Genomic DNA, 17,304 nt, shown 5'->3' with positions numbered 1-17,304 from the left:
CTTTAAGCCTTGTCTCGCGTGCGGCGTGTGCCGCAGGTAAAGGAATGAGTAAGTGTTGCGGGCCGCTCAAACATCGGGACGCGTACCCAGGCCCATGGCTTGACGGGCGAACCAACGTTTGGCCGGTGGCAGCAGATCCAGGCCCAGCAAACCCATGTTGCGGCCCATGGCTACCAGCGGCTGGCCACTGCCAAACAGGCGTGTCACCTGATCGGAAAAGCCCACGGTCAGTTTCTGATCCAGACGCTGGCGCTCACGGTAGGCCTGCAAGGTCGCCAGGTCACCCGGCACCGCTGGCCCGGCCAAGAGAGATTCGGCCAAGGCATAGGCATCGCGCAGGGACAAGTTGAAACCCTGACCGGCAATCGGGTGCAGGCTGTGGGCAGCATTGCCCAACACCACCAGATGTGAACGCACCTGCTCCTCGGCTTCCACCAGGGTCAACGGGTACAAGTGACGAGCACCCACCTGCTTCAGGGTGCCGAGGCGATAACCGAATACACCCTGCAACTCACTGAGGAAACTGCGCTCATCCAGGCTCGCCAGACGCTGGGCATCCATGCCGACGCGGGTCCATACCAGTGCGCAACGGTTATCCGGCAGCGGCAACAGCGCCATCGGCCCTTCGTCGGTAAAGCGCTCGAAGGCCTCACCGTTATGGGATTCGCTGGGGGTGATGTTGGCGATCAGTGCGCTCTGGTTATAGGGCCGCTGTTTGACACCGATACCCAACTGCTCGCGTAAACCGGAGCGGCCGCCATCGGCCAATACCGCAAGGTCGCATTCGAGAACGGTTTCGTCGTTGAGGGTCAGGCGATAGCCGTCTGCCAGAGGTTCCATGTGCGTGACTTCGGCCGGGCAACGCCAACTGATCACGTCCTTGTCCAAGCCTTGCCACAGGCATTGACCCAGCCAGGCGTTTTCCACCACATAACCAAGAGCAGGAACACCTTCTTCCATGGCCGACAGCCGCGCGGTAGAGAAGCGCCCGCGGTCCGACACATGAATCTGCTTGATCGGCTCGGCACGGCGGGAGATCTCCTGCCACACGCCCAGGCGCTGATAAATCTGCCGCGCCCCGAATGACAGCGCCGACGAACGAGCATCGTAGCTCGGCTGATACGTATCGCCGGGAGCAAACGGCTCGATCAGCACGATCTTCCAGCCACGCGCCTTGGCCCCGGCCTGCAATGCCAACGCCAGGCTGGCGCCCACCAGGCCGCCACCGATAATCGCCAGGTTGACCCGACTCATCGGGCGGCCGCCATCAGGGTTTCAATCTCGGCAACGGTCTTGGGCACGCCGCCGGTCAGAATTTCACAGCCTTGCTTGGTCACTACCACGTCGTCCTCGATGCGTACGCCAATGCCACGCCATTTCTTCGCCACGTTCTGGTTGTCCGGAGAGATGTAGATACCCGGCTCCACGGTCAGGGCCATGCCGACTTCCAGCACGCGCCATTCACCGCCCACCTTGTACTCGCCCACATCATGCACATCCATCCCCAACCAATGGCCGGCGCGGTGCATGTAGAAGGCTTTATAGGCTTCGCTGGCGATCAGTTCGTCCACGTCGCCCTTCAACAGCCCCAGTTTTACCAGCCCGGCGGTGATGACGCGCACCGTCGCTTCGTGGGCCTGATTCCAGTGCTTGTTCGGTGCGATCTCGGCAAAGGCGGCCTCCTGAGAGGCGAGCACGACTTCGTAGATCGCTTTCTGCTCCGGCGAAAACGTGCCATTGACCGGCCAGGTGCGGGTGATGTCACTGGCGTAGCAGTCGATCTCGCAACCGGCATCGATCAGCACCAGGTCGCCGTCCTTGAGCACCGCGTCATTCTGCTGGTAATGCAGGATGCAACTGTTGCGCCCCGAAGCGACGATGGAGCCGTAGGCCGGCATCTTCGCCCCGCCCTTGCGAAACGCGTAATCGAGCTCCGCTTCCAGGCTGAACTCATGCAGCCCCGCACGACTGGTTTGCATCGCACGCACATGGGCCGCGCAAGAAATCCGCGCCGCTTCGCGCATCACCTTCACTTCTGCTGCCGATTTATACAGGCGCATGTCGTGCAGCAGATGATCCAGGGCAACAAACTCGTTCGGCGGCTGGGCGCCCAGGTGTGCTTTGGAGCGAATCACGTTGATCCACTCCATCACATGCCGGTCGAACTCGGCATTGCTGCCCATGGCCGAATACACCCGGTCCCGGCCTTCAATCAGCCCGGGGAGGATGTCGTCGATGTCGGTGATGGGGAAGGCATCGTCGGCACCGAAGTCACGGATAGCGCCTTCGGTACCGGCCCGCAGACCATCCCACAGCTCGCGTTCAGCATTGCGTTCACGGCAGAACAACACGTACTCGCCATGCTGGCGACCGGGCATCAGCACGATCACCGCTTCGGGTTCGGGGAAGCCGCTCAGGTACTGAAAGTCGCTGTCCTGGCGGTAAACGTGCTCGACATCACGGTTGCGAATCGCCACGGCGGCGGCCGGCAGGATGGCGATGCTGTTGGGTTCCATCTGCGCCATGAGCGCCTTGCGGCGACGGGTGTATTCCGCTTTGGGGATATGGATCATGGGCAGATGGGGGTCCTTTCTCAGTGCAGCGAAGGCTTGGGAGCAGCCGGCTCAGCCGATTTCTTGGTCTCGGTGAACAGCAACAGCGGCGCGACACGCAGGTATTCCATGACTTCCATATAGTCGCTTTCGCCGTCCTCGGATTCTTCCAGGGCATCTTGCACCTGGGAGATGGCCGCGAGGTCTTGCAGCACTTCCTTGGCGTCGGTGCTCAGTTCCAGGCCGCCGGCGTTCACGCCGAAACCGTGGAGGAAACCCTGGCACCATTGGCCCAGGGCAGCAGCGCGCTCGGTGAGCGGCGCGTCGTCGGTCGGCAGCAGCAGGACCACGGTGACGTCATCACCGGTCAACTCGCCCTTGACCATCTCTTGCAGGCCGATCAACGCGTTGCGCACGTTCTCGGTGGGTTCGGTTTCCAGCAGCTCGGCGACGTCAGCCAGCCAGTTGTCGGCATCAAAGCCGACGCCGGTGCAACTGCGGCCCAGCAACACGCCGTGAAGCTCGGCAGGCGAGCAAGGATGACCGCTGGAACTCAGCAGTTTGGAGAAAGCGTCGTACGGGGAATTCTGAATGGGCATGGTGAGCTAGGCGCCAGGCGGCGCAATGTCTAGAATGAAGCGCTGTATCCTAGCACCGGCAGACGCGCCAAGACTATCGAGGGCGTCAGATCGTTTATCCAGCAGTTGCCATTCATCAGACAAATCCAGTGGAACCCAATGGAAGACACCGACCTGCAAGCGCTGATGGCCAGACTCGAATTGCTAATTAACCGGGTTGAGCAACTAAAGAGCCAAAATGGACTCCTATTAGCTCAGGAAAAGACCTGGCGCGAGGAACGCGCGCACCTCATTGAAAAAAACGAAATCGCCCGGCGTAAGGTCGAATCGATGATTTCGCGCCTGAAGGCCCTGGAGCAAGACTCATGAGTTCAAGCAATAGCGTCACCGTGCAGATTCTCGACAAAGAATATTCGATCATCTGCCCCCAGGAAGAACGCAGCAATCTGGTGAGCGCCGCGCGCTACCTGGATGGCAAAATGCGCGAGATCCGTAGCAGCGGCAAAGTGATCGGTGCCGATCGCATCGCCGTGATGGCTGCCCTGAATATCACCCATGATTTATTGCACAAGCAGGAACGCCCTGACGTGCAGGCCAGTGGCTCGACGCGCGAGCAGGTGCGTGACCTGCTGGAGCGGGTTGATCTGGTACTTTCTACCGACCCAGAGCCACCCAAGGGCTGATTGCGGCGTCGGTTTCGGGTATACTCGCCCCACTCCCTGGCGTGCTTGCCAGTCGGCGATGTCCCTGAGCCGATTCGCACTACCCTGGAAGTTGCACGTTGGGCTGGTGTGCATGTCCGCTAGACGGAAAGCCTTAAAGCCTACTGCTTCTTCCACCTTGAACTTTCGGGTTCAAGGGCTAAGTCGACAGCGGTTCTGTCGGGGAGCCTGATTCCCAAACTCAATGCCAGTCTTATGACTGGCATTGTTTTATGAGCCGAAAACCATGACCGAACCTGCGCCGCTTTCCCGTCCGCAACTTCGACGCATGTTGCGCAAGGCCCGCCGCGCCCTGACGCCGAACGAGCAGCGCCAGGCCGCCCTTGGCCTGTATCGGCAACTGGCGCAGCACCCCCTGTTTCGCCGGGCCAAACATATCTCTTTATATCTACCGACGGACGGTGAAATCGATCCGCGCCTGCTGCTGCGTGCCGCCCAGCGTCGGGGCAAAGCCACCTATCTGCCAGTGCTCAGCGCCTGGCCGCGAACCAAGATGGTGTTCCAGCGAGTACGCCCAGGGGACAAGCTGTCGCCCAATCGCTTTCGCATTCTGGAACCACAGGTCAACGCCAACCGGCAACGCAAAGTCTGGACACTGGATCTGGTGCTGTTACCGCTGGTGGGGTTCGATGATGTGGGCGGGCGGCTCGGAATGGGCGGCGGCTTTTATGACCGCAGCCTGGCGTACCTGGCCCGTAGAAAAACCTGGTGCAAGCCAACGCTGCTGGGCCTGGCCCATGAATGTCAGAAAGTCGAACGGCTGGCACAGGCAAGCTGGGATGTACCGCTTGAAGGCACGGTCACCGATAGGCATTGGTATGTTGCAGAGGGGACGCCGTCAGAATAGACGGCGCCGGAGTCGCTTCAACGCTTGAAGGGTTGTGGCTGTTGCTGTGCAAGCTCAACGGGAGCATCGGTCTTGTTCGACCACAAACTTTGCGCATAGCCGGTAGTCACGACGCCCAGACCAAACAAAATAACCAATATCCATAGTAAATCCGGTTTGCGTTGCATCGATTGCCCCCCTTCAGGCATCTCACACACGATGACAGCAACGTTCCATAAGTAGCCCGTTGTAGCTGCGTCAAGCTTAAAATCCCGGCATTCTGCGTTAACGTGAACCAACACGCAAACCTTGACGTCAACCGACTGTCGGTTTGTCATGAAATTGCCGGACAAGTTGCCCAATCACCTTTTCAGGAGCCCAAACATGGCCTATTGGCTGATGAAATCCGAGCCCGATGAACTGTCCATCAAGGACCTGGAAAAGCTCGGCGAAGCGCGCTGGGATGGCGTGCGCAATTACCAGGCACGCAACTTCCTGAGAGCGATGGCGGTGGGTGACGAATTCTTCTTTTATCACTCCAGCTGTCCGGAGCCTGGGATTGCCGGAATCGGTAAGATTGTCGAGGCGGCCTACCCGGACCCAACAGCACTCGAGCCTGACAGTCATTACTTCGATGCCAAGGCCAGCCCCGACAAAAACCCGTGGACTGCAATCAACGTGGCCCACGTCGAGACCTTTCCCAAAGTGCTGGGGCTGGGCTACCTGAAACAACAGGCCGCCCTCGACGAGATGCCTCTGGTGCAAAAAGGCAGCCGACTCTCGGTGATGCCAGTTACCGCTGAACAGTGGGCTGTCGTTAAGACCTTGCGCTAATTCGGCAACGACTACTAGAACCTGTAGTGCCGGCTTACTGGATGATCAGGTTGTTGAACAACAAATCTTCAACCACCGGCTTGCCGGTCTCGTCGCTCATCACTTGCTGGGTTTGCTTCAGGGCTTCCTGGCGCAGCTTCTCCTTGCCATCGACGCTGCTCATGGCCTCGGCGGTCTGCTGGGTGAACAGCGCCACCAGTTGATTGCGAATCAACGGTTCGTTGTCCTTGACCGCCTTGGCGGCTTCCGGACCGGTCACCCGCAAAGCGACATCGGCCTTGTACACCCGAAGTTTCGCGCTGCCATCCAGGCCGTAGTTGCCGACGAACGGCGGAGTCAGGCTGAGATAGCTGACCTTCGGCGCTTCGCCTTCCTTGGCCTCTTCAGCCTGGGCAGCCATCGGCAATGTCAGGGCCAGCATCAACAGGATCCACGCTTTCACAGTTCATTCCTCAAATCGATTGCCCGGTAGCATAACGCTAGCAGGCCTGAGCACAAGCTTATGGCGACTTATCAGGCCGGACCATGCTCGTTGACCCGGCGTCTCACCCACCTACACTTATCGGCCACTACGCCAAAAGGAATAGTCCGATGAAAGCTGTGCTGTGCAAAGCCTTCGGCCCCGCCGAAACCCTGGTGCTGGAAGACGTCGAAAGCCCGGCGATCAAGAAGAACGAAATCCTGCTGGACGTGCATGCCGCCGGGGTCAACTTCCCGGACACGCTGATCATCGAGGGCAAGTATCAGTTCAAGCCGCCCTTTCCGTTCTCGCCGGGTGGCGAGGCAGCTGGCGTGGTCAGCGAAGTCGGGGAAAAGGTCAGCCATCTGAACGTCGGTGACCGGGTCATGGCGCTGACCGGCTGGGGCAGCTTTGCCGAGCAGGTCGCAGTGCCGGGCTACAACGTGCTGCCGATTCCACCGAGCATGGATTTCAACACCGCCGCCGCCTTCAGCATGACCTATGGCACCTCGATGCATGCCCTGAAACAACGGGCCAACCTGCAGCCGGGCGAAACCCTGCTGGTACTGGGTGCCTCCGGCGGGGTGGGACTGGCCGCCGTGGAAATCGGCAAGGCCATGGGCGCACGGGTCATTGCTGCCGCCAGCAGTGCGGAAAAACTCGCAGTGGCCAAGGCCGCCGGTGCCGATGAGCTGATCAACTACAGCGAAGCCAGTCTCAAGGATGAAATCAAACGCCTGACCGATGGCAATGGCGCCGACGTGATTTACGACCCGGTAGGCGGCGACCTGTTTGACCAGGCCATCCGCGCCATCGCCTGGAATGGCCGGTTGCTGGTGGTGGGCTTTGCCAGCGGGCGAATTCCGGAACTGCCGGTGAATCTGGCGCTGCTCAAGGGTGCGGCGGTGCTCGGGGTGTTTTGGGGCTCGTTTGCCCAGCGCCAGCCTCAGGATAACGCTGCCAACTTCCAGCAACTGTTTGGCTGGTATGCCGAAGGCAAGTTGAAGCCGCTGGTATCGCAGGTGTACCCACTCGACAACGCCGCTCAGGCGATCAATGACCTTGGCCAGCGCAAGGCGGTCGGGAAAGTCGTCGTTCAAGTCCGCAAGTAATATAGATCTGAAATGCGGTCCGTGTGGGAGCTGGCTTGCCTGCGATAGCGGTGTATCAGATGACAAATACTCAGTTGATCGACCGCTATCGCAGGCAAGCCAGCTCCCACATTTTTTGATCTCCAGCATTCTGCAGAATCCAATCACGCCCCAGACTTATCTATTAGCGACATGTTCGTAAAAGAACATGCAATTGCTCCTGTTTCCTGTACTTGCGGATAAGAGGCGGTGCTATTTTCGGTAACGAAACTGTAACATTCGCATCCGCAGTCAAAACAAGAAATTTGGAGCTCTTGAATGTTTGCTTTCTTCCGTCCTGCCGCACACCAGGCGCCCCTGCCTGAGGAAAAAATAGACAGTACCTATCGACGGCTGCGCTGGCAGATCTTCGCCGGTATTTTCTTCGGCTACGCCGGGTACTACCTGCTGCGTAAAAACTTCTCCCTGGCCATGCCGTACTTGATCGACGAGGGTTACACCCGTGGTCAATTGGGACTGGCAATGTCGGCGATTGCGATTGCCTACGGCTTGTCCAAGTTCCTCATGGGCCTGGTGTCCGACCGCTCCAACCCGCGCTATTTCCTACCCTTCGGCCTGCTGGTTTCTGCCGGGGTGATGTTCATTTTCGGTTTCGCACCTTGGGCAACGTCCAGCGTGACCATGATGTTCATTTTGCTGTTCATCAACGGCTGGGCCCAAGGCATGGGCTGGCCGCCCAGCGGACGGACCATGGTGCACTGGTGGTCGCAGAAAGAACGCGGCGGCGTGGTCTCGGTATGGAACGTGGCACACAACGTCGGCGGCGGCTTGATCGGCCCGTTGTTCCTGCTCGGCATGGCCTGGTTCAACGACTGGCACGCAGCGTTCTATGTCCCGGCCACCGTGGCCCTGATGGTGGCGGCATTTGCCTTCATCACCATGCGCGACACCCCACAATCGGTGGGCCTGCCACCGATCGAGCAGTACAAGAACGATTACCCGGAAGGCTACGACTCGAGTCACGAAGACGAATTCAGTGCCAAGGAAATCTTCGTCAAGTACGTGCTGCGCAACAAAATGCTCTGGTACATCGCCTTCGCCAACGTCTTCGTCTACCTGCTGCGCTACGGCGTACTGGACTGGGCGCCGACCTACCTCAAGGAAGCCAAGCACTTCGACGTGGATAAAACGTCCTGGGCGTACTTCTTCTATGAGTGGGCAGGGATTCCCGGCACGCTGCTGTGCGGCTGGATGTCAGACAAGATCTTCCGTGGCAACCGTGGCCTGACAGGCATTGTGTTCATGGCTCTGGTGACAGTCGCAACCCTGGTTTACTGGCTCAACCCGCCGGGCAACCCGACCATCGACATGATCGCGCTGTTCTCCATCGGTTTCCTGATCTACGGCCCGGTGATGCTGATCGGCCTGCAAGCCCTGGAACTGGCACCGAAGAAAGCTGCGGGTACCGCGGCAGGCTTTACCGGTCTGTTTGGCTATCTGGGCGGTTCGGTGGCAGCCAGTGCGGCCATGGGCTACACCGTGGACCATTTCGGCTGGGACGGTGGTTTTGTCTTGCTGATCGGTGCGTGTGTGTTGGCGATTGCCTTCCTGATCCCCACCTTGTGGCACACCAATAGCGTCAGCGCCGCGCGTTAATCGCAGGCGCCGCCTTTGGAACACCGCTTGAGCCGCGCCTCCAGGTTTTTATCTGGCATGGCGTGGCTACGCAGGGCGTTGACGGTCTGCTCGACATAATCGCGAGTGGTGCCGTAACGCCCGCAAGCGCTTTCGAACACCTGGTTCAGCACACTGTCTGGCAAGTTGCCAGCGTAACTGGGCAAGTGCCGCTCCAATACAAACCCCAACGCCTGCACCTGACTGCCATCTTCCAGACGGCAGCTGAGCCAGTGCGGCCGATAAGATGGGTAAGGCATTTCGCGACACCACAGGGCGTAAAGCGAGGCGTCCAGTTGGTCTTCCGGCAAGCGGTAAGCAAACCCACTGCAAGAGCCGCCGCGATCCAGGCCAAACACCAGGCCCGGTAATTCCGGGGTGCCCCGGTGCTCGTGGGACCACAGGTACAAGCCGCGATGATAGCCATGGACCCGCGCCCGCACCCGCTCCGCCGCCGAACACTCGGGGCGCCAGATCAGCGAACCGTAAGCGAATAGCCAGACCGGCCCACCCTTGTGCCGACCCATGGTGGCCTGCATCGAGCTCATCAACTGTTCGTGAGTGAGTTGCGGCCCAAGATCGAGCCGCGGAGGGTAAGCCAATTGCAGAAGATCAGATTCAATGGCGGTCATGGCAAATAACGTTCGGCACCTGTGTTGTTACCAGTTGTAAGCAACTTTACCGTAATAAAACGCGCCGCTGTAACCGTACGGCGAAAAAGTGCTATAGGCCAGATTGCCACCGCTGCTGGCGTAGGCATTGAGTTTTTCCGGGTACTTGTCGGTGACGTTGTCGCCACCCACCGTAAAGGTCCAGCTCTTCAACTTGTAGTCCGCCGACAGGTCCAGCAGCCAAGCAGCCTTGAAGGTCTGGTCGTTGATCTTGTCAGCCTGGTAGCTGGTGAATTCACCGTAGCGCACCAGGTTGCTGTGCAACGCCCAGTTGCCGAAGCTCAAATCGTTGCCCAGGCTCAGTTTGTGCTGTGGCGTAGTATCGCCCAGCAGTCCGATGCGTTCACGCCGGTCAACTCGCACCAGATTGACGCCCAGCCCGTCCAGTACCGCCGGATTGGCTTTTACGTCGGTGACCTTGGTGTGGTTGTAGTTGTAGCCAACCGTGCTGTTCCAACGGATGCCGTTGTCGAACTGGTAGCGATAGTTGGCCACCAGGTCGACGCCGTCGGTGCTGGTGTCGGTGGCATTGGTGAAATAGCGGGCGCTGGTGTAGTTGATGTTGCCCACGCCGTTGGCTTGCAGGTAGTTGATCGCATTCTGGTTGAGCACCAGGTTGGACGACAGGCTGATGCGGTCACGGATGTCGATGCGGTAGACATCGGCCGTCACCGTCAGGTTATCCACCGGCTCAAGCACCAGCCCAAGGCTGTAGTTGCGCGACTTCTCGGCCTTGAGGTCGTCGGCGCCGAGCAAGCGCGCCACTTTACTGTTGGCCGGGAAGGTGCCGGCTTCCTGGATCGTATTGCCGATCAGTTGCGACGAGGTGTAGGCAAAGTTCTGCTGGGCCAGGGACGGCGCGCGGAAACCGTTGGAAATGCTGCCGCGTAAGGCCACGTGCGGGGTGAAGTCATAGCGGGCCGAGAGCGAGCCGCTGACGTTGGAACCAAAATCACTGTAGTCCTCATGGCGCACGGCGGCCGAAGCGCTGAGCTTTTCGGTGAAGTTGGTTTCCAGGTCCAGGTATTGGGCCCAGTTGTGGCGCGTGGCACTGCCGGCGTCGGCATCGCGGAAGCCACCAAGGCCGGAACTGCCGGTCTGGTAGTAGGAAGCCGGATCGCCCGCCTGGATTTCGTAGCCTTGGTGCAGGTATTCACCGCCAAAGGCAACGGACACCGGATACGGCAGCCAGCCCACGTCGAACTCACGGGACAGATCCAGGCTCACTTGTTTCTGCTCGTTGCTCAGGGTGCCATTGTCGAATTTGCGCGGCGTCGCCAGTCCCAGGGAAGTGTTGATGGTTTCGGTGCTCAGGTCGTACTGGTTCTTGCCGTAGTTGGCCGACAGGTCGTAGTGCCAGTCGTAGGCCAACAACCCACGCAAACCCACCACCAGGGACGTGTCTTCCAGGCTGCCGCGGATCAGCGGCAGGTAGCCGTTGGGGTAGATCGCCCGGATGTTGTTGGAGGCATTGCTGGCCCGGTAGAACGCCGCTGTCTCGCCGCGTCGTTTGCTGTAGCCGCCAAAGGTGTAGAACTCGGCCGCGTCGTTGAAGGAATATTCGGAGTTAAATTGAAACTTGCCTTCATTGGTCGACGGCTCGCCCTGACGGAACACCCGCTGGCCGTAGGTGGTTGAACCAATACTGCCCGGGCGCAAGTCGTCGCCAGCACGGTTGGTGTAATCGTTGTCGGCGCCTTCGCCCGAGAGATTGATAAAACCTCTGTCCCCCAACGCCAGACCGGTGTTGCCGCTGATGTTGCGCTGGATACCATCGCCCTTTTTGTACTCACCGAACTTGGTGGAGATCGAACCACCGTGGTCAGCGTGTTTGAGGATCACGTTGATCACCCCGGCAATCGCGTCGGAACCGTAACGGGCGGACGCGCCGTCACGCAGCACTTCAATATGGTCCACGGCTGACAACGGGATCGCATTCAAATCCGCCGGTGCCGAGCCCCGTCCCACTGCACCGCCTAAGTTGACGAAGGCGCTGGTGTGGCGACGCTTGCCGTTGACCAGCACCAGTACTTGATCCGGCGACAGGCCACGCAGTTGCGCCGGACGCACCAGTTCAGCGCCGTCTACCAGGCTGGGGCGCGGAAAGTTGATGGACGGAATCAAACGCGCCAGCACTGCGCCAAGTTCGTCGGAGCCGGTGCTGCGCAGGGCGTCGCCGGAAATCACATCGATGGGTGACAGCGAAGCACTGGCCGTACGTTCCTGGGCCCGGGTGCCGGTGACGATTACCGTGTCGAGTTTCGGTGAATCGGCAGTGGCCGTCTCGGCGACTGCGACTGAGCTGAAGCCCACAGCGGTCAGCAAATTGGCCGACAAAATCGCTGTGTATAACCGGTGTTGCGTGGTGCTCCCCATACCGCTCCCCTTGGAATCAAAAGTCAGAACGTCAATGCTCTGAATTCATACGATCGATCCGTGTGGCGAACGGTGGCGGTCATTTATTGGCTATTGGCACAAAATCGGTAGTCCGTTGTCATATAGCTTAATGGTATCCATCAGGCAAATTAAATACCGTAAAAGAATAAGCAAAGGCATAAGCGCAGGCGACCCACTCATCAGGATTGACTCCTTCAATCCCGGTACCTTCAGCGCCCGTTCAGCCTTTGTGGGGGTTGAGCCTTCAAAATAGGCACCTGTCACGACCCACTTAGCCGACAACTTACCGACTATCGAGGTCGCACGATGAAATACCGACTTTCAGGCCTGCTGCTTCTGGCACAGGCCACCACCGCCCTGGCCGTCGAAACACCGACCCAGGATGAAAAAGGCTTCTGGTACGTCCAGACCAGCGTCTACACCCGGCACTTCTCACCTGACCCGGATCACAATAACAACCAGGACCTGATCGGCCTGGAGCGTAATGAGGCTTCGGGACTGGTGTATGGCGGGGCGACCTTTCGCAACTCGTTCAGCCAGCGCTCGTACTACGCCTATGCCGGCAAACGCTATGACATGACGGATTACCCGGTGTACCTGAAACTGACCGGGGGGCTGATTCAGGGCTATACCGGCAAATACAAGGACAAGATCCCCCTTAATGGCCTGGGGGTGGCGCCCGTGATCATCCCGTCAGTGGGTGCGCATTACGGGCCGGTAGCGGCTGAGTTGGTGCTGCTCGGCTTCAATGCGGCAATGGTCACCGCCGGTGTGCGGTTCTAACCCTGTAGCCGCTGGCGCAGCCTGCGATCGGCTGCGCAGCAGTCGCCAGGATCTTGAACCGCTGAAGGTCCTGCGCCCTTATCGCAGCCTCGTGCCTCGGCAGCGGCTACGGTCTTGGCGCGTAGGCGAATACGTCGGCGCGCATCTGGTGCGGATCCATTCCGGCGTTGACCAGCGCATCCAGCGTTCCATAGATCATGGCCGGTGAGCCGCTGGCATAGACGTGCACGCCCTTGAGGTCGCTGATGTCTTCGCACACGGCTTCATGCAACAGGCCACAACGCCCTTCCCAACCGCACAGGTCGCTGACCACTTTGTGCAGGAACAGATTGGGCAATTGCTGCCACTGGTCCCAATGCTCGATCTGGTAGAAGTCCTCCGGACGACGCACGCCCCAGTACAGATGCACCGGGTGTTTGAAACCGGAAGCTCGGCAGTGTTCGATCAGGCTGTGCATCTGCGCCATGCCGGTCCCGGCAGCGATCAGCACCAACGGTCCGTCCGGCAGCTCCGCCAGGTGGGTATCGCCAAACGGCAGCTCAACACGGGCCATCTGGTTACGCTGCAACTGCTCGATCAGGTTCCGGGCGCTGTCTTCGCGCACCAGCACGTGCAATTCCAGCTCACGTCCGCCGTGGGGCGCCGAGGCCAGGGAAAAGGCGGATTTCTCGCCGCTTTCCCGCTCGATCATCAAATACTGGCCAGCGTGATAACGCACCGCCTTGCCGGCCGGTGCCCGCAGGCGCACGCGCCAGACATCACCACCGATGTCCACACACTCCGTCAGTTGGCAGGACAGTTTGCGCACTGGCAACTCCCCCGGTGCCAGCACGCCGTCCCACAAGACAATGCAGTCCTCCAGTGGCTCGGCAATGCAGGTATAGAACTCTCCATGGTCACGCACCTCACCCGCTTGCTGCACCCGCCCTTCCACCAACAATGCCGCACACACGTGACACACGCCATTGCGACAGGCCTGGGGGCAATCGTAGCCCAGGCGCCGCGCGCCCTCGAGAATCCGCTCGCCGGGCGTCAATTGGAGTACCGCACCGGAAGGCTGCAGGGTTACACGCATCAATCTATTCCTAATTCTTTCCAGAGCGCATCGACACGGGCAGTCACCGCGTCATCCTTGACGATCACCCGACCCCACTCGCGGGTGGTTTCACCCGGCCATTTGTGGGTGGCATCCAAGCCCATCTTCGAACCCAGGCCCGACACCGGCGAGGCGAAGTCGAGGTAGTCGATCGGCGTGTTATCGATCATCACCGTATCGCGCTTGGGGTCCATGCGCGTGGTGATGGCCCAGATCACGTCGTTCCAGTCCCGGGCGTTGATGTCGTCATCAGTGACGATAACGAACTTGGTGTACATGAACTGTCGCAAAAACGACCAGACACCCAGCATTACCCGCTTGGCGTGGCCCGGGTACGACTTCTTCATGGTCACGATGGCCATACGGTACGAGCAGCCTTCGGGCGGCAGGTAGAAGTCGGTGATTTCCGGGAACTGTTTCTGCAGGATCGGTACGAACACCTCGTTCAACGCCACGCCGAGGATCGCCGGCTCATCCGGCGGACGGCCGGTGTAGGTGCTGTGGTAGATCGGTTTGATACGGTGGGTAATGCGCTCGACGGTAAATACCGGGAAGCTGTCGACTTCGTTGTAATAGCCGGTGTGGTCGCCGTACGGGCCTTCATCAGCCATCTCGCCCGGATGAATCACCCCTTCGAGGATGATTTCAGCGGTGGCTGGCACTTGCAGGTCGTTGCCACGGCATTTCACCAATTCGGTGCGGTTGCCACGCAACAGGCCGGCGAAGGCGTATTCAGAGAGGCTGTCGGGCACCGGGGTCACGGCGCCGAGGATGGTCGCCGGGTCTGCGCCGAGGGCCACGGACACCGGAAATGGTTTGCCAGGGTATTTTTCGCACCACTCGCGAAAATCCAGCGCGCCACCACGGTGGCTCAACCAACGCATGATGACCTTGTTGCGGCCGATCACTTGCTGGCGATAGATGCCGAGGTTCTGGCGGTCCTTGTTCGGCCCCTTGGTGACGGTCAGGCCCCAGGTGATCAGCGGGCCGACGTCGCCGGGCCAGCAGGTCTGCACGGGCAGCATGCCGAGGTCGACGTCATCGCCCTCGATGACCACTTCCTGGCACACCGCGTCCTTGACCACTTTGGGGGCCATGGCGATGATCTTGCGGAAGATCGGCAGCTTCGACCAGGCGTCTTTCAGGCCTTTAGGTGGCTCGGGTTCCTTGAGGAACGCCAGCAGCTTGCCTATCTCGCGTAGCTCGCTGACCGCCTCGGCGCCCATGCCAAAGGCCACGCGCTCGGGGGTACCGAACAGGTTGCCGAGCACCGGGATATCAAAGCCCACCGGGTTTTCGAACAGCAGTGCCGGGCCCTTGTTACGCAAGGTGCGGTCGCAAATCTCAGTCATTTCCAGGACCGGGGAAATCGGCACCTGGATACGTTTCAACTCTCCGCGCTGCTCAAGTTGCTGCACGAAATCCCGAAGATCCTTGAATTTCATTAACCATGCCACCCGTAAAATAGGCGTACATCCTACCTGCTCTTACGGCCGCTGGCAGCTTATTGAGTGCCATTGCAGGCGACGCATGCCTAAAGAGACGATGCCTCTGTTTGATGGCGCAGGCTAAGGAACAAAGGTTCAAGGAACGCCTCGACATACCGAGCGCCTACGTCCGAGAGATGATTGTCATCGGTGTACAAGGCTCGCCCGCCAAACTCCACGCGGCACCAACCGGTTGCATTACACAGCCGTGGCGCAGGATCCAGCAGCTTCACGCCAGGATCGGCTGCGGCGATTTGCTCGAACACGCTGCTGATATAGGCCTGGCGCTTGAGATGATCCTCCAGCGGCAGACCCTCGCGGTCGGTGGGTCGACCCAGCATCGCCAGACGACTGAGCCGATAAGGCACGCTGAAGTCCTGCAGCGGTACTTCCTTGACCAGCCACACCCGACGACCGCTGGCACGCACTTGCTGCACCAGCGCGCGCAAGGCCTCGCTGAAGCGCTGCTCGGCGACGGCACGATCATATTTCCCGGTCGTCGGGTCCAACAGTGAGGCGCCGGTATCGCCGGAGCGCTCCCCGTAGACGTATAAGCTCCAACGCGCCACCAGCACCACATCGCTGAATGCTTCCTGGCTCAACACCTGGGTGACACGCTGGTTGAACTTCACACAACCCGGGGTACTTTCTTGCCTGCTGAAAGGTACGCAACCGGAATAGCCGGCCTGAGTGACACTGGCGCCATACGTGCTCACGCCATCTTCCAGGGCCGGGATCAAGGCCGAAGCATGACTGTCGCCCCAAACCAAAGCACGCGTCGCTCCGAACTGAGGACCAAAACGGCACAGCTCACGGTGGTTGTTTTTCTTGTCATCCGACAAGCAGGCCATCAACTCGGGGCTCCACGTACGCGCCTGGGCGAATTGCAAGGCATTGGGCGACAAGCGCCAAGGCACCCCATCCGCCCATCCCAGGCTTTTTCCGATCAATCCCAACCCAAGGATCGCGATGCCTGCCGCTGCCAGGATCTGTCGTCGTCCTGCCAACAATCGCCGCTCGCGAAACGGGGCCTCGATAAAACGCCAGGACGCATACCCCAACAACAAGCTCAATAGAAACAGGCCGCCGAGCTGCCAGGGGCCAAGGTCATCAACACTGGCGTAGTTTCCAAATACGAACACTGGCCAGTGCCACAGGTACCACGAGTAGGAAATCAGCCCGACACCCACCATCAAACGGCTGCCCAGCAACTTACCCGTCAGGGTCAATTGCTGGCCGTTGGCCCAAATCAGACAGACCACTCCCACAACCGGTAACAAGGCAGCGGCGCCAGGAAAAGGAGTACTTGGGTCATAAGCAAATATCGCCAGCAGAATCAGGCCGAGGCCAGCAAGGCTGACGGCCTGCGCCAGAGCCGGGCTCGCACGCCAATCCCGTGCAGGCACTACCGCCAGCATCGAACCGGCCAATAGCTCCCAGGCACGCATCGGCAACAGGTAAAAGGCCTTCTCGGGATAGTGAGCCACCGCCCACACACTCAGGGCGAAAGATGCCAGCAACAGCGTGAATAGAGCCATGCGCCAGTGTTTCAAACGGCTCGACAGCAACGTCAGCAACAGCGGGAAAATGATGTAAAACTGCTCTTCAACCGACAGCGACCAGGTGTGCAGTAACGGTTTCAGGTCGGAGGCCACATCAAAATAGCCATCTTGACGCATGAACAGCAGGTTTGAGGTAAACACCACCTGATAGTGCACCGAGCGCCCCAACTCGTCGTAGTCCTTGGGCGCAAGCAGAAACCACCCTGCTACCAACGCGCCAAGCATCATCACGAACAGTGCCGGCAGAATCCGTCGGGCGCGCCGGGCCCAGAAGTCCACAAAGCTGAAACGCTGCGCCAGGCGCTCCCGCCAGATGATCGAAGTGATCAGGTAACCGGAAATCACAAAAAAAATGTCGACGCCAACAAAGCCACCTGTGAAGCCTGGAACACCAAAGTGAAACAGAACAACCGCAATGACGGCGATTGCGCGTAGGCCGTCAATGTCTCTTCGATAAGCAAGCGTGGTCATAAATCGTATGGTCTGCCAGTTACGGATGGAGGCGAGTGTAGTCGTGCTCACCTTTTTTGTTTCTTAACTGACACACGCAGCGCTCAATCCTCCCTTTTTC

17 protein-coding genes and 1 other RNA gene are annotated in these 17,304 nt (G+C 59.6%); 8 read left to right on the top strand and 10 right to left on the bottom strand.

Annotated elements, in window-relative coordinates; translation table 11 throughout:
* Positions 1-66: 66 nt before the first annotated feature.
* From ubiH to GNF76_RS13355, 3 genes are read right to left on the bottom strand one after another with little or no spacing between them, the layout of a single operon-like run.
* Complete coding sequence (ubiH, locus tag GNF76_RS13365) at positions 67-1,254, bottom strand: 2-octaprenyl-6-methoxyphenyl hydroxylase (RefSeq protein WP_155583623.1); 1,188 nt, start codon at positions 1,252-1,254, stop codon at positions 67-69.
* Positions 1,251-2,573, bottom strand: coding sequence for a Xaa-Pro aminopeptidase (gene pepP / locus GNF76_RS13360; RefSeq protein ID WP_155583622.1), 1,323 nt, complete (start codon positions 2,571-2,573; stop codon positions 1,251-1,253). The genes ubiH and pepP overlap by 4 nt, the downstream gene beginning before the upstream one ends.
* Before the next feature lie 20 nt (positions 2,574-2,593).
* Positions 2,594-3,151 (bottom strand): YecA/YgfB family protein, encoded by a 558-nt coding sequence (locus GNF76_RS13355; RefSeq protein WP_155583621.1) that lies wholly within the window; start codon positions 3,149-3,151, stop codon positions 2,594-2,596.
* Positions 3,152-3,289: 138 nt separating this feature from the next.
* Between GNF76_RS13355 and GNF76_RS13350 the strand changes: the two genes are divergently transcribed.
* From GNF76_RS13350 to GNF76_RS13335, 4 genes are all read left to right on the top strand, one after another.
* The gene (locus GNF76_RS13350) at positions 3,290-3,499 is read left to right on the top strand and encodes a TIGR02449 family protein (protein ID WP_003213954.1); all 210 of its coding nucleotides are present in this window, start codon (positions 3,290-3,292) and stop codon (positions 3,497-3,499) included.
* Positions 3,496-3,813: a cell division protein ZapA gene (locus GNF76_RS13345; protein WP_003213956.1), complete on the top strand. Its 318-nt coding sequence runs from the start codon at positions 3,496-3,498 to the stop codon at positions 3,811-3,813. Before GNF76_RS13350 ends, GNF76_RS13345 begins: the two co-directional genes overlap by 4 nt.
* A 30-nt stretch (positions 3,814-3,843) precedes the next feature.
* A non-coding RNA gene (ssrS, locus tag GNF76_RS13340) (6S RNA) lies at positions 3,844-4,022 on the top strand.
* Between the two features lie 56 nt (positions 4,023-4,078).
* A complete protein-coding gene (locus GNF76_RS13335; protein ID WP_155583620.1) occupies positions 4,079-4,699 on the top strand; it encodes a 5-formyltetrahydrofolate cyclo-ligase in 621 nt (206 codons plus the stop codon).
* A gap of 17 nt (positions 4,700-4,716) precedes the next feature.
* On the opposite strand, the gene GNF76_RS13330 is transcribed toward GNF76_RS13335, so the two are convergent.
* Positions 4,717-5,031 (bottom strand): hypothetical protein, encoded by a 315-nt coding sequence (locus GNF76_RS13330; protein WP_155583619.1) that lies wholly within the window; start codon positions 5,029-5,031, stop codon positions 4,717-4,719.
* A gap of 31 nt (positions 5,032-5,062) precedes the next feature.
* Between GNF76_RS13330 and GNF76_RS13325 the strand changes: the two genes are divergently transcribed.
* The gene (locus GNF76_RS13325) at positions 5,063-5,512 is read left to right on the top strand and encodes an EVE domain-containing protein (RefSeq protein ID WP_155583618.1); all 450 of its coding nucleotides are present in this window, start codon (positions 5,063-5,065) and stop codon (positions 5,510-5,512) included.
* Positions 5,513-5,546: 34 nt separating this feature from the next.
* Here GNF76_RS13325 and GNF76_RS13320 read toward each other — a convergent pair whose 3' ends face one another.
* The gene (locus tag GNF76_RS13320; protein WP_178123325.1) at positions 5,547-5,954 is read right to left on the bottom strand and encodes a flagellar basal body-associated protein FliL; all 408 of its coding nucleotides are present in this window, start codon (positions 5,952-5,954) and stop codon (positions 5,547-5,549) included.
* Positions 5,955-6,103: 149 nt separating this feature from the next.
* Here GNF76_RS13320 and GNF76_RS13315 point away from each other — a divergent pair, with 149 nt between their 5' ends.
* Both GNF76_RS13315 and glpT read left to right on the top strand, forming a co-directional pair.
* Positions 6,104-7,084 carry an NADPH:quinone oxidoreductase family protein gene (locus GNF76_RS13315; protein WP_155583617.1) on the top strand — a complete coding sequence of 327 codons (981 nt, stop codon included), beginning with the start codon at positions 6,104-6,106 and terminating at the stop codon, positions 7,082-7,084.
* A 297-nt stretch (positions 7,085-7,381) separates the two neighbouring features.
* Positions 7,382-8,719, top strand: a complete 1,338-nt coding sequence (gene glpT / locus GNF76_RS13310; protein ID WP_155583616.1) for a glycerol-3-phosphate transporter — start codon at positions 7,382-7,384, stop codon at positions 8,717-8,719.
* Here the strand turns inward: glpT and GNF76_RS13305 are convergent.
* Positions 8,716-9,369 (bottom strand): gamma-glutamylcyclotransferase, encoded by a 654-nt coding sequence (locus GNF76_RS13305; RefSeq protein ID WP_155583615.1) that lies wholly within the window; start codon positions 9,367-9,369, stop codon positions 8,716-8,718. The genes glpT and GNF76_RS13305 overlap by 4 nt on opposite strands.
* A 27-nt stretch (positions 9,370-9,396) precedes the next feature.
* Positions 9,397-11,784, bottom strand: a complete 2,388-nt coding sequence (locus GNF76_RS13300) for a TonB-dependent receptor plug domain-containing protein (protein WP_155583614.1) — start codon at positions 11,782-11,784, stop codon at positions 9,397-9,399.
* A 327-nt stretch (positions 11,785-12,111) separates the two neighbouring features.
* On the opposite strand from GNF76_RS13300, the gene GNF76_RS13295 reads away from it, so the two are divergent.
* Positions 12,112-12,588, top strand: coding sequence for a sn-glycerol-3-phosphate transporter (locus tag GNF76_RS13295; protein WP_155583613.1), 477 nt, complete (start codon positions 12,112-12,114; stop codon positions 12,586-12,588).
* 106 nt (positions 12,589-12,694) lie between these two features.
* Here the strand turns inward: GNF76_RS13295 and GNF76_RS13290 are convergent, their stop codons facing one another.
* The 3 genes from GNF76_RS13290 to GNF76_RS13280 form a co-directional block, all read right to left on the bottom strand.
* The gene (locus GNF76_RS13290; protein WP_155583612.1) at positions 12,695-13,663 is read right to left on the bottom strand and encodes a CDP-6-deoxy-delta-3,4-glucoseen reductase; all 969 of its coding nucleotides are present in this window, start codon (positions 13,661-13,663) and stop codon (positions 12,695-12,697) included.
* Positions 13,663-15,129, bottom strand: a complete 1,467-nt coding sequence (gene ubiD, locus GNF76_RS13285; RefSeq protein ID WP_155583611.1) for a 4-hydroxy-3-polyprenylbenzoate decarboxylase — start codon at positions 15,127-15,129, stop codon at positions 13,663-13,665. Before ubiD ends, GNF76_RS13290 begins: the two co-directional genes overlap by 1 nt.
* A gap of 89 nt (positions 15,130-15,218) precedes the next feature.
* Positions 15,219-17,204, bottom strand: a complete 1,986-nt coding sequence (locus tag GNF76_RS13280; protein ID WP_155583610.1) for an acyltransferase family protein — start codon at positions 17,202-17,204, stop codon at positions 15,219-15,221.
* Between the last annotated feature and the right edge of the window lie 100 nt (positions 17,205-17,304).

It is taken from the genome of Pseudomonas spelaei (assembly GCF_009724245.1).
Classification (GTDB): Bacteria; Pseudomonadota; Gammaproteobacteria; order Pseudomonadales; family Pseudomonadaceae; genus Aquipseudomonas; species Aquipseudomonas spelaei.
This window is presented reverse-complemented; position numbering and strand designations above follow the sequence as displayed.

Excerpts from the sequence above, each read along its gene's own strand:
- GNF76_RS13335 (WP_155583620.1), top strand. The coding sequence starts at position 4,079 with ATGACCGAACCTGCGCCGCTTTCCCGTCCGCAACTTCGACGCATGTTG.
- GNF76_RS13325 (WP_155583618.1), top strand. The coding sequence starts at position 5,063 with ATGGCCTATTGGCTGATGAAATCCGAGCCCGATGAACTGTCCATCAAG.
- ubiH (WP_155583623.1), bottom strand. The coding sequence starts at position 1,254 with ATGAGTCGGGTCAACCTGGCGATTATCGGTGGCGGCCTGGTGGGCGCC.
- glpT (WP_155583616.1), top strand. The coding sequence starts at position 7,382 with ATGTTTGCTTTCTTCCGTCCTGCCGCACACCAGGCGCCCCTGCCTGAG.
- GNF76_RS13295 (WP_155583613.1), top strand. The coding sequence starts at position 12,112 with ATGAAATACCGACTTTCAGGCCTGCTGCTTCTGGCACAGGCCACCACC.
- ubiD (WP_155583611.1), bottom strand. The coding sequence starts at position 15,129 with ATGAAATTCAAGGATCTTCGGGATTTCGTGCAGCAACTTGAGCAGCGC.
- GNF76_RS13315 (WP_155583617.1), top strand. The coding sequence starts at position 6,104 with ATGAAAGCTGTGCTGTGCAAAGCCTTCGGCCCCGCCGAAACCCTGGTG.
- GNF76_RS13305 (WP_155583615.1), bottom strand. The coding sequence starts at position 9,369 with ATGACCGCCATTGAATCTGATCTTCTGCAATTGGCTTACCCTCCGCGG.
- pepP (WP_155583622.1), bottom strand. The coding sequence starts at position 2,573 with ATGATCCATATCCCCAAAGCGGAATACACCCGTCGCCGCAAGGCGCTC.
- GNF76_RS13350 (WP_003213954.1), top strand. The coding sequence starts at position 3,290 with ATGGAAGACACCGACCTGCAAGCGCTGATGGCCAGACTCGAATTGCTA.
- GNF76_RS13355 (WP_155583621.1), bottom strand. The coding sequence starts at position 3,151 with ATGCCCATTCAGAATTCCCCGTACGACGCTTTCTCCAAACTGCTGAGT.
- GNF76_RS13290 (WP_155583612.1), bottom strand. The coding sequence starts at position 13,663 with ATGCGTGTAACCCTGCAGCCTTCCGGTGCGGTACTCCAATTGACGCCC.
- GNF76_RS13345 (WP_003213956.1), top strand. The coding sequence starts at position 3,496 with ATGAGTTCAAGCAATAGCGTCACCGTGCAGATTCTCGACAAAGAATAT.
- GNF76_RS13300 (WP_155583614.1), bottom strand. The coding sequence starts at position 11,784 with ATGGGGAGCACCACGCAACACCGGTTATACACAGCGATTTTGTCGGCC.
- GNF76_RS13280 (WP_155583610.1), bottom strand. The coding sequence starts at position 17,204 with ATGACCACGCTTGCTTATCGAAGAGACATTGACGGCCTACGCGCAATC.